At 49.8% G+C, this 12,035-nt stretch carries 9 protein-coding genes; 2 read left to right on the top strand and 7 right to left on the bottom strand.

The features are described from left to right. Positions 1-6: 6 nt before the first annotated feature. Both AAGF34_RS24900 and AAGF34_RS24905 read left to right on the top strand, forming a co-directional pair. On the top strand, positions 7-1,482 hold the full coding sequence (locus AAGF34_RS24900; RefSeq protein WP_342618405.1) for a hypothetical protein: 1,476 nt from the start codon (positions 7-9) through the stop codon (positions 1,480-1,482). A 68-nt stretch (positions 1,483-1,550) separates the two neighbouring features. Next, a complete protein-coding gene (locus AAGF34_RS24905) occupies positions 1,551-2,414 on the top strand; it encodes an FRG domain-containing protein (RefSeq protein WP_342618406.1) in 864 nt (287 codons plus the stop codon). 296 nt (positions 2,415-2,710) lie between these two features. Here AAGF34_RS24905 and AAGF34_RS24910 read toward each other — a convergent pair whose 3' ends face one another. The 7 genes from AAGF34_RS24910 to AAGF34_RS24940 all read right to left on the bottom strand — a co-directional run bounded on the left by AAGF34_RS24910 (position 2,711) and on the right by AAGF34_RS24940 (position 11,356). After that, positions 2,711-3,997, bottom strand: coding sequence for a hypothetical protein (locus tag AAGF34_RS24910; RefSeq protein ID WP_342618407.1), 1,287 nt, complete (start codon positions 3,995-3,997; stop codon positions 2,711-2,713). Between the two features lie 75 nt (positions 3,998-4,072). Continuing rightward, positions 4,073-4,999: an alpha/beta hydrolase gene (locus AAGF34_RS24915; RefSeq protein ID WP_342618408.1), complete on the bottom strand. Its 927-nt coding sequence runs from the start codon at positions 4,997-4,999 to the stop codon at positions 4,073-4,075. A 12-nt stretch (positions 5,000-5,011) separates the two neighbouring features. Then, entirely contained in the window at positions 5,012-6,094 is a 1,083-nt protein-coding gene (locus tag AAGF34_RS24920) for a hypothetical protein (RefSeq protein ID WP_342618409.1), read from the bottom strand. A gap of 806 nt (positions 6,095-6,900) precedes the next feature. After that, on the bottom strand, positions 6,901-7,899 hold the full coding sequence (locus tag AAGF34_RS24925; protein WP_342618410.1) for a hypothetical protein: 999 nt from the start codon (positions 7,897-7,899) through the stop codon (positions 6,901-6,903). Positions 7,900-8,030: 131 nt separating this feature from the next. Beyond that, complete coding sequence (locus AAGF34_RS24930) at positions 8,031-9,200, bottom strand: inovirus-type Gp2 protein (RefSeq protein ID WP_342618411.1); 1,170 nt, start codon at positions 9,198-9,200, stop codon at positions 8,031-8,033. A 321-nt stretch (positions 9,201-9,521) separates the two neighbouring features. Further along, entirely contained in the window at positions 9,522-10,796 is a 1,275-nt protein-coding gene (locus AAGF34_RS24935; RefSeq protein WP_342618412.1) for a DUF3987 domain-containing protein, read from the bottom strand. Beyond that, positions 10,793-11,356 carry an AlpA family phage regulatory protein gene (locus AAGF34_RS24940; RefSeq protein ID WP_342618413.1) on the bottom strand — a complete coding sequence of 188 codons (564 nt, stop codon included), beginning with the start codon at positions 11,354-11,356 and terminating at the stop codon, positions 10,793-10,795. The genes AAGF34_RS24935 and AAGF34_RS24940 overlap by 4 nt, the downstream gene beginning before the upstream one ends. Positions 11,357-12,035 lie beyond the last annotated feature (679 nt).

A 12,035-nucleotide genomic window follows, 5' to 3' on the forward strand; every position in this document is an offset into this window, starting at 1 on the left:
TGGCGGATGAAGAACACAACCATAATTGTCATGGTGGTCGGCGCACTGCAGCTCTCAGCGCCCGCACTTGCGGAGGACGACGTCAAAGTCAAGGCTCTGACGGATGAAAAGGCGTTGCTCGATGCGCAAACCGCGCGGGACAATGCAGAAGCGATCCGCATCAAAGCGGCTTCCGACCTCGCTAAAGCGAAGGCCGCATCAACAGATGCCGACACTGGCGCGCTCGCTGCCAAGGTCGCACGCGACCAGGCGGAGACCGCAGCGCTTAACGCAGCCAAGGCTCTTGCGGATGCCAAGGCGTTGGCAAATGGCCAGGACTCGGCGAACCAGAAGTCTCAGCTCGATGCTGATGCGGCACTCACTGCCTCCAAGATCAGGGCGCAGGTAGCAGATTTCTCAGCAATCAAGGATATTTTTGGTGCTCCCCCGAGCATCGGCACTGACGGCAATGTAGCGATTACCGATTCGACGACGGGCATGCTGCTAGAGTCGAAGAGCGGTAGCCTCAAGGCCACCGGAAGTCTAGCTAGCAAGTTCTGTGCTGTTCTAGCTGCTCGTAAGATCAAAGACGCATTTATCGCGCCTACGGACCTGGATCGCCGCATAGTCGCGAGCAGCCTTGTGCTGAGGGACTTCAAAGAGTTAAGCCAGTTCGCGAACCAAGATTCCAACAAAGGCACTGTTGGCTTGGGTGCTAAGCAGCAGATTGCTGTCGCAGGCGTCTTGAGTGCGGTCTCAATGCTGCAATACGGCGCAGGCGCAATCCAGACGATCGCGAAGATGTTCAGATCCGACTATACCGTGTCGATTGCGGACGGGCGGCGCGAAACCTGGCTCGAATATTTCATGGTGGCAAGTTGTCCTATGCAAGTACCACGCGCCGACGTCGAGACAATTATTCGTGCAAAGGGTATCAACGATGAAATGCAGCAATTGAATGAGATCGCGAAATTCGTCGATGCCCATACCACACAAAAGGCGCTGCAAACAGCGAAGCTAGAGAAGGCAATTTTGGACGCCAAAACCGCCAAAGACAAAGATTCGAAGGCCGATACTTCTATTTTCATTGCCGATGCGAACAGTGCCAAGGCTTCACTAGATTCATTGGCGATGCTCGATGGCCCTGTCAGCCGGATGAAAACATTACTAGATGGTGTCACTTCCAAGCCAGACGCATTTGTCGATGCAGTGTCATGGTCTCACTTCGCCGGCGAATACAAGGATAAACCGAGAATCACCGTCGCGTTCACCACGCAGGACGGTCAGGTAACGCGCACGCACTGGTTGACTGGCAAACACGTCTATGGCCGTTCGAGCGGTGAACTAGTTTTTCGCGTCGTCGATGCAGCAGGTATCGTGCAAGTCGCTGGGTACTTGGTTGCCACGAATTCGGATGGCGAGTTTGACTTCAAAGCTAGTGCCATACCTGAAGCGAAGGGCGAGACCTACTACCCCGGAAAGGAGCCTGGGCAATATGAATAATGGCAGAGCGCGAATTGATGTTCCAGGTTTCGTGATGCTAATGATTCAAGCAACTTATGGAGCCGACAATGGAAGAAGTTAAATCCGTTGCTGATTTCATTAACATTATTCTCAAAAGACCAACAAGACTAAGAATGCTTACAACTTATCGAGGACACGGAAGCCCAGACTTTAGACTCCAACCATCGATATTTAGAAAGCAGAGCACCAGGGAAAATGAGCATATCCTTCTTCGAGAGTTGATTGCCGCGCATCCTGATGATTTCAGTGGTGACACAAGCACATTGGAAGCGCTGGTCCGTATGCAACATTATTCACTCCCAACACGTCTGCTTGATGTGACAATGAATCCTCTCGTTGCCCTGTACTTTGCGTGTGAGAGCGTGAAGAAGAGAACACGAATACTGAAAGATGGAGTGGCCTCCACCAAAACTGTAGAGAGTGATGGCCAAGTCGTAATCCTTACCGTCTATAAAAGAAGCATTCGCTATTTCGATAGCGATACAGTGAGTTGTCTCACAAATCTAGCAAGACTTTCCTATAACCTCAAGGAGGGGCTAGACACGAGTCTGCCAATTGAAGAATTCAACGAGAGCAAGTCAGTCAAACGCCTGCTTCATTTCATTAATCAAGAGAAGCATGGGTTTTTGCCTGAGATTGAACCTTCCGATCTCGATAGTGTCATTCTTGTAAAACCCAAACAAAGCAATAAACGCATCTTGGCCCAGGCGGGTGCATTCTTTACTTTTGGTCTCGGTGAAGAAATTGATGATGACAACAATCACGATGTCAAGATTGAGCGAATTACGATCGCTTCCGATTTAAAGGCAGACATCCTGTCTCAACTAGATAAACTTGGGATTAACGAAAAGACAATGTTTCCAGAGATAGACCGTGCTGCTCGCTATATAACCTCTAGTTTGGCTGGCTGAAGCGATTTAATTGTCCTTAAAATTACTAAACTATACGTGCGCCCGTCTGTAATTGCAAAGAGAGGTGTTGGAGTATCACGCCATGGTTAACGCAGACCATAATGAATGGGGTATGCGCTTTTTGAGTCCGGGTGTCAGGCTAGGAATGCAGCATGGATTATTTCGAGCGGAAGTTTTTAGCTTGCAGGCTAGACTTCAAACACAACCGATTGCGAGAAACTGGTTGAGATCCCCGACGCAGTACAGTGGAGCTTAACAGCTCGGGCATCCGGCTCCTGCCATAAAGGCAAAAATCATCAGTGTATGCCGTACTTCTCCAACAAGCCACTTTTCTTTAGAAGTAACACTAGGCCCACACTATCCGGTGTTACAAGGTCAGAAAGCAGGAATTCATTATCAAGGTCAGCAATATTTGCAGACTCTAAACTGTGGGATTCAATGCCAACGGTTACGCTTCGTTTAGCATAATTGGGGCTGTCAACAATAATTAGAAATGACAAGTGATGCCTCACTGCACTTAAGGTGACAGCCGTTCCGAGGAAATGAATGCCGTGACCGGAATTTCTATTGCTACTGATATCACTCTGAGCTGAGCTATAAGATGCTTGAAGGTCTTGGATTTCGGTTTGTCTCTGTAAGTCATCTTTGTCAATCCTATTTTTTCCATACTGAAATTCTTCATGGCCGAATAATTCCTCGAGAGTTTCACGGTAAATTGCATTTACGATGTTGAAGTGTTTTTTTACCTCTTCAAAGGACGCATTATTAGAATCGCCAAAAAATTCAAACCCGCCAGATGGGGTAATCTGCTTATAGCCAGCATAGGACGATACGGCTCCGGATTTGGAGCGCACCATGAATCTAAATCTCCAAGGGCAGCCCGAAGAAATATAATCTTTGTAAACGATAATTGCTTGAACACTCAACAAGGGAAAACAATTTGACGGTTTACAAATGCCGATAAGGGAATTGAGTCCGATTACATTTGCCAGCTGAGGCAACTTCAACCTCCAATTTCCGGTGTTTAAAGTGTCGCCAGAAATGTAGGCTTTGTACTGTTCGTACAATAGGAAGTTATTGGTAATAACGGTGTCTTGATATTTGCATATGCCAGCGTCGAAACCAATCATTTTTCCTTCTGAATTTAAAGATAGCTTTTTTAAGTAGAAGCCAAGTTGATCTTTGCTATGAATCGTTCGGTTTATTAAATTCCAATATTCCCTCTGAGTTGCTGTAGTTTTTGGGTTGTGGCTTGTAATGCTTTCATCAGAAAGTTTTCCAAGATATTGAAATTTATCGTTTACATCTCCACAGAGTGCTTGGCTGTCGTCAAATTCAAATATCGCTACCGGGAAATGACGTCCATTATTAAATGCAACCACCTTGCTGGAATATATTGATAATAGAGCGTTGATTTGCCATTTTAGAAATCCTTTACTCGTCAGTGTGTCGTTATATTTTATTAATTTATTTGGGTTGTTTCGACAGAATTCGTAAGCACTTATTACCATTTTTCGTGGCTTTTCAAACGCAAGAAATAGGCTGCAGATGGCTAACACTGTGCCTAAAATTGTCTCCACCATGGTTAGTACCCCTTTTAAAACATTATGCAGTTCGCTATTTTTACAATTTATTATTAAAAATTAGGCAATCTTCTCTTATGGATATCCAATGTCGCGCAAAGCCAAATTACGCTTTGGAGCTTCCGGACGAGCTGGCGCCACGGGACGACTTCGCAGTGAGTTCGGCTGTGCACCGAAAGAGAGGAAATCAGCAATCTCCTGCGCAGCTATTTTTGACTCTTTGGAATTGTTCCAACCCCAGTAGTCACTATGGCCTGCGCTGGGAATCCAGTCACGATCAATCTTCCCGGGCGACATAGGGACATCGCCATACCGGCCGACAGCGACAGGCAGAAGCCCATCCCCTCCAGCGCTTTCGCCAAGCGGAAATGCGTACTGCAATACCAGGTCAGCTGGCGAGAAGAGCACTCGCAAGCGTTCGGGCACTTCAAACGCCTTAGATAGCTGGCCTCCGGGGCATATCTCGTGCGTTGGAACAGCCGCCGCCATGAGGCAGACCTTCCTGATGGGGGTTTGATGCCCTCTGCTCCTTAAAATTTCTATAGTCTCGAGCACGACCCTGCAGCCCATCGAATGCCCGATGAAATAGAGGTTCAGCACATCGGTGCGCGACATTAGATAGTCAGCAAGGATGGGGGCCGAAGTCTTCGCTACACCAACGGCCTTTGGGTAGCAAAGAGCATCCAAGCGGTCCAAGAAGCCCCAGTCGGCATCGCCAGGCCAGAAAACGTCGGTCAGTGTGTCCTCGAACCTCTGGGAATTGGTTTGGAGCAACTCGGCTTGTCGGTCCCGAAAACCAAGGTAGGCGACCTCGGCTTCTTCTTGGTTGTTGTTGAACCCATGCACCAAAACAACCAGGTCAGGCTGTGAGATGGTCAGTTCATTCTTCCAATGTGGGAGGCCAGGATCTCGCAGTCCGCCTCCTTCGAACTCCAGCCTCATCGACAACGAGAGGATCACCCGGCTGAAATAGCCTGGTGCATGTCCCTTGAACTTGGCCATGTTGCGTCCCGCTCAGGGCTTGGTGAACTTGAGTGACGAGATGGAGCTTAGCAAGTCCTTGGCAAAGGGCGCCAGTGCACCGCCTAAAGCGGCCTTGAGTACGACACCAAAAAACAGATCCGGTTTGCGGAGGGCCTCGGCAGCTCCGTTGAACAGGTCCTGAATTGGCAGGAAAGGCGCAACCTTGGCGTCGCCCAGATGACTAAGCATGATGAACTGCGCTAAGAGCAAGATCACCGCTCCGACCAATATGGCCCAGAGCTGATTCATCTCTTCCCAGCGGCTGGCAGTCACGCATTGGAATGCATCCAACTGACGCCGCATCAACAGGCGGACACGGCCGTACAGATCGGACGCCGCCTTGGTCGGTGCATCGGTGGTGTCAAATCTCGTCCCCGTCACAAATGCTTGCCAGTCTCCCGCCTCCTCAGCCGAGCAGCCGCGCGTGAAGAAGGCATAGAGATTTCGGTACGCCGAAGGGTTGCTGAGCACGGCGTCGGCGGCATCCTGAACTTGGGCCATCAAGCGGGCAACATCCAGCTCGAAGACCGCCCGGTCAATACCGCGCCAATGGGCCCAGTCGCCGCGCGGCTTGAGAGGAATCGGGAGCCGCTGTCCCGACGTCAAATGAAAGAATTCCGCATAGGCTCTGGCGGGGTCGTAAGGGTGGCGGTCCAAAGCCCGATCGGCATTGGGAAAGCGAGCACGAAGGGCGGACTCAGCCCGCCTGGCGATGCCTTCCGAGTCTGCCTTCTTGTCTTTTCGCACCGAGTAGTGCGGTGCTCGGCCCAGCGACACGGCAAGAGATGCCCAAGTGAGTGGTCCGGTCGTAGCAGGCCTGAGCTCCTTTGGAACGGAAGCATCGTCTTCCGACAGCCAAAGAATTACCGCCGCCCGGTTGAACCGGCCACGGACAGAAAACAGCTTCTTGAAAGCTTCGAGAAAAGCCACCGCAAGGCCACTGGCGCCTGCTAACGCGGCGAGGTAGGTCGCCAGGACGTCGGTGATACCCGAAAGTGCGCCTGAGAGAGTGCCGGGTGACTGAGGGTCAGCCACCGCAACGGATGACATACAAACCATCAGCAAGATAGTCAAGTATCTCTGAAGCCTCATCATTCACTCCCCGCTTTAGTATATTTGTCCTTCATGAGTCCCCTTTATCTCTGACACAGGAAGGCAGGTTAGAAATAAATTCTAAACGTCTGATATATGAGCATCATGTTCAAAATCAATGATTTCCTAATTCAGGATAGATTTTATAATATCCGACGTTGTAGTCGGTCCATTCGACATATATATAACTAAGCGACAACGCAAGTCAAATGTCAGTGGAAAACTGACGCGATGCTGGTTCCCGTGCAACCACCATTGGCCGGGTAACGGTCATGACCAGACCTCCTTTGCGAACCTCCACCTTGATCTCACGCTCCACTGGCTCGATCCGCTTAATGAGAAGGGGCAACGCAATTAATGACGGCAAACTCTGACGAGCTTCATTCATCGTAGTGGCGCCAGTGCTGGCACCGTTGCCAATTGGCCCTGGATTGGGATGAATCTTTAAGCCGCAGGTGCAACACGTTGGCGTTCATGCCATGTGCACTGGCCGCCGCCGCAATGGAAGCGCCTGGTGGATTGCAAGCAGCCAGCAATTCAGCCTTAGTGTCGGCAGCGTATGTGCGCTTGATACGTCGCACCGCATACCTCGGGGTACCTGAGTCTTTGAGCATTGTGTTCACGATCATTGATGTGGACACAATGTTGCAAGGTCGGGCGCCAGTCAACAAGGTGTCTTCGCTGGTCGCTTACTTATCTGCTCTCGAATGACAGTTTAGAGATCTGTTAGCCAATATTGCAATTCCATACCGTCATACGTCAGCTTACCGTAGGAGCTATTCCCACAATTACGTGGATGCATGCACAGATGCCATCTCAGTGATTTTTTCACTGAGAAGATGTCGGACTATTGCGGCCCTCTTTTGCCCGCACTTCAGATGTTTCCGGATGGAATCAACCGTGCATTTGATGCGCCCGGCGACGTATTCACTCCAGAGATCTTCAAGCAACTCATCCTGCTCAGATTGCTGACCAGCGTCACGGTCAGTAATGACCGGATCATGTGCATTACTGTCCGTGACTCCTGGCGTGACTGCCTGAGTCACAGCTATTGCGCCACTGCTCAGGAATACCAAGTACCAACAAAAGCAGCCAAGGCCTTCCAAAATGAGGGAGAACACACCACCCATGACCGTGTTTGCCGCCTTGTTCGTCACGTGAAGACTGGCCGCTAGTGGAGTCGTGACTGCGTCGTCACGCAACTCGTCACGCCGTATTTGTACTTTGTCCTGCGCAAGTTGCCACCTCTGAATCTCGTCTGCTTCCGCCTCCAGCGCCGCCATGCGAGTCCTTGCGACTGATTGACGGGCATTCCACGCCGAACAATCATCGGTGCATCGGTATCGTAAATCCGCTGCCTGCAAGCCTTTCACTTTGGCCTCGTCCGCCAGGACTGTGGAGAGCGTTCGCTTAGGTATAGCCAATGGAATCAGTTGCGCCGGGATAAGTGTGGCAGCACGTTGGGCACCAGCTTGATCCTGAGCCAGTAGGAAAAAGCTCGCGTGTCCGTAGCTCACAAAAGTGCAGCAAATCAGCCAAATCATGACCCCAATGACTCGCATCAAAGTGGGAACATAACGACAAAATGCCGGAAGAAAATGTGCACCCAATACAGCCATGAAACCTACAGATGCCATCAGTAGACGCTCATTGTTAGTTGCTCCCCTTTGCCATCCTGCGGCCACGGAAATGGCCACCGAGATCGAACTCGCCAAGACTGCCAACATCAGGCATCCCAGCTTTAGACCGGTATCACTACCGGCCACGGAATTGTTTTTGATTGACATAAGACCCTCTAAATTTGTGCAGGCACGTGTGAAGCAGTGATCTAGCTGTAACCAAACCACTGCCCCTCATGAAAATCGCCATCACGCCTAAGTCCTTGTCACAGAAGGAAAAGGACAATTACGGATGTGAATTACAGGACTGGTTGCTGTGGTTGATTGGATGAAAATACACCCCTGGTGCGCGGCCTGCCACGCCCCTTGGAGCGATCACGGTACGCAAACCCCGATCCGAAGAGCTTGCAGCCGGGGTAGGGCAATACCTGTACCACTTGCGTGTCCTTCGCAAAATAGGCGAGTACTTTGTCACGCAAATTGGCTCTCTTGACACTGTCGTAGTGCTCGACCATGCCAATCCCATAATGGGGCGAATTTTTATCCCAAGCCTTGTTGACGTTTTGAAAGTAACCCTGTCCATTGGTAATGGCCACGTTCCAATACTTGCCGATTTCGTTCGCCAGATACACGTCGCTCTCCACCTCGGAGCCCTTAAAGAACAGCGCAGCGTGCAGGTGATAGCCCGCCTTTGGCGCACACTCGATGCGCCAGACGTATCCCACCAGATCTTTGAACAGGCTGGTCTTGCCCTTCCTGTTCGTAAACAGACGCTCCCGTGCTCTCTGGATGTCCTCAAACGGCACAGCACCCTGCAATGGTTCTGGGTTATCGATGTCTCTGCCAGTGGTGTACCACTCCCAGTCCTGCGCCCTATCTTCACCCGCCTGCAGAATGAACTGATCTATAGCGCTGGGAGCGAACATATCGTCCTTGAGATGCAGATCTAGTCTGATCGCACACACACGACCACATCGAGCGAAGAGTTTGGTCTCAAACTTCTTCAGACGTATCCTATTTTTCTTTGTCTTGCTGTCCCAATCATTCACTTTTTTCTTGAGACCAATCTCCAATGCGTCCTTGCGCATCTGCAAAACAAAGTCATCGAAGATATCACTGACCACTTGACCGCTATCGAGGCAGTCACTTGGTTTGTGGCCAGGGTCTACTTGGCTAATCAAGTGGGAGCGGTACTCTTCAAAGAAGAACTTGATCAGAGGATGAAAGACATAACAACGCGAAAATACCTTCGCATAGTTTCTGAGGGACTGTGCATGTTCTCCCAATGGCGATAGTTGCGGAAATCTCTTTGGTTTTGATCCTGTCTGTGTTTTGAAACACAGATCGTCTCCGTACAACGTCAGACGCATAAAGCTGAGACAACAACGAATACCTTCTAGCTGATTACCGAGCAGCACTCTTCTTCCATCCTCAGCAGTGAGGATGTATTTTGTTTCTGGTATAGACATGATGAATTAATATGAAAATACAGTCTTACATGAATGCTATAATCAATCTCGTTACCATCTCTCACATACCTTTGGAATTTGTCTGTATAAATACTATCGAATAGCTAGTAAGTGGTATTTGTATATATAATACTAACAAACCAATATAAATAAAATCGATTATTTATAGACAAATACATCTTTTTCCCCACAACTTCAAGCGAATAGTTATGGAAAACTGATGTATTCCTTTGCGATATGCATGAACGATCCGAGATGTACTCAATAGCAAAAAACCCTTCAGAAGCCCGTGAGAACTTCTGAAGGTGGCGCAAAGCGATTTCAAGCCCGATTTAAGAGTTGCTGGTACGGGCTGTGTATCTGAAGCCAATCGACACGCCCATGGAGAATCACGCTGACTACTCCTTGACTTGCAAGTACCGGCACTGCTCGATCAAATCGATGTTTTGTGAGTCCAAAGTTCGCAATTAATCGACGAACATCCGACATTGGAAAGTGCAAGCGACCAGACAATGTAACCAAACGTTGCAGTGCTTGATTCACGGTCGCGGCATCAATTTCAGCTTGGGAAAGTTTGGGTCGCACATAAGTCAATTCCGCAAAAGTTTCCATTGCTCTTCTGCACACGTCGTCTGCCGCATGAAGCGTCGCCAAATCAATTTCCGAGTCGACTCCGTACTCGAAAACGTGCATGGCACCTGCCAGTTTGAGAACACGCTCAGAGTGACGGTTAAAGTACTCGGCAAGCTCTGCAGCGCGCGAGTCGAATTCCAACCTCCTACGCACTTCATCACCCTGATCAATGAGATATGACGTCGCATTTGATGACAGCCAAAGTACAGGCCTTCCAGACTTGTGCATGACGTTTTGTACGGATACCCCAAGGAGTTGAAATGCCCTGTTGGCGTACTCACGCTTACTTGAGTCGGAGAGACCTCCATTGTGCAAAGCTGCGCTAATGGGGTGGGATTTCGCATACTCCAAAATGAACCTATTGATCAGCCCGACCCCGCCGTTTCTTGCTCCGATTCGCTCTTTTGTGCGTTCAAATATAGCTGGCTGTTCCATCAAAAGCATGCAGAAGCGGTGTTCGCACAACGCTGCTCGGCCTTTGCCAACACGTGCATGTTGAAAAGGCGAGCCGTCGAGCAACTTGGCAAGCGTGGAAGCCGAAGTGCTCATGAGAGCATCCAACTGCCCAGCCTCATCCGTGAACAAACCGGCGACTGGCCATTCCAAGAGAGCCTCGATAATGGCCGCACGCGTGGCATCTTCGAGAAGGAATGCAGGCTGCGTTACGCCGCTTACTTGCTCATTTAGAAATTGCGTGATTGGCTCCATCAGTGGATCGAAAACGACCGATTTGCCACTTCCAGAGGGCGCTAACAAGATTACGTTTGTCCCAATTTTTGTTCGCTGCCCATTAGGCCATCGTACGTCAGCACACCCTTGTGTGAGCAGTGATACGAATCCAATGACTTGAGCCCGAATAATTGCCATATCGAGGCCACTGGCGCTTAAATCCATTGCCATTTGCCCAAGCAAGCCTGGGAATGGCGCAACAGGCGTGAATTTTCGATGGCTCCAGTCTCTCATGATGCGCTCCCAGCAGCGAATCCATCGCGATGCTGTTCATTGCTACTTTGATTGCGGCCAATCTTGCGTGCTGGGTCGTTCTTTGAAGCGTCTTCGAATATCTGTTTCGAGTGGACACACCGGTCCTGACGAACTAATTCAGCATCGCGCTTTGCAATTTGGAGGCGCATCCATGCGTCCAATTCCTCTGCACACCACCGCACAGCAGATCTGTTTGCAGCGGTTGAAGCTCCAATTTGCACTTGTCTAGGAAATTCTGGATCGAACCTTTTGCTTTTGGGGTTCAATCGATCATAAAGCGCCGAAGTCGACATACCCGTGCGTTCACAGACCTCATCTTTTTTGATAAATCTCCGAACAACAATCGACGGTTGAACTGCCTTCAATGTCAGTAAGGAGCCGCGGTCACTGGGATTGGTTCGCGGCTCTTCGGATGTCACTGTTCGACCTCTCAAAATCTCAAACGCGCCGTCGGCGTAGGTAAAGTTTGTTTCGTTCATTTCCATACCAATTCTTTCAAATACACAAATTGAGAATGCGCTGGAAAATGTTGCGGCCAAGACGGCTCAGAATGATTCAGAAATCACTCCGAAAACGCCAAATGGCAGCGCAACAATGCAGCGCGCGATTAGTAGTGGGTGGGCTAAAAAGCCCGTAGCATTGGGCAACTGATCTAAAGTCAGTGGCCGGCGCAATTGCGCAGCGTGTCGACAATCGGAAAAATCCGTGTCTGCGTAGTTGACCAATAGGTCGCGAAATTCGGTTTGATATCTAACCAAACCGAGCGGAAGCTTTGCGCATTCCGGTAGCTCGAGCACAAATATTGCTCAGAAGGTCCAGTTTCTTAAACTGGTGCAGGTCAACGACCTGCGCAGGAATTCTAGCAGGACGTCGTTGGGCGTGGCAAGCCCATTGTGGAATGTAGTTCAAAATTCGTACGAATCTACATTCCAGTGGTTCAGCACTCGAAAAAGCAGCATCAGCGCTACGTGTTGCGTGCCGAGGTCAACCAATCGAAGAGACAACACCGTCGTTGGTGACCGTGAATGTCCACGTCGCTGGCGTGCTATTTCAATTGAATGGCATAAAGCCCAGGCCATCCAACTAGGCGTTGAATGGCCGGGTGGGTTAAAGGTGGGGAGTGAATTGAGATCAGATCACGGTGCGTAGGGCTATAGAGCTGACATCTTTTTAATGAGAATGAATGCGCAAAACAAGCGTATACCTATTTGAAGCTTC

The organism is Rhodoferax sp. GW822-FHT02A01 (genome assembly GCF_038784515.1).
Lineage (GTDB): Bacteria > Pseudomonadota > Gammaproteobacteria > Burkholderiales > Burkholderiaceae_C > Allorhodoferax.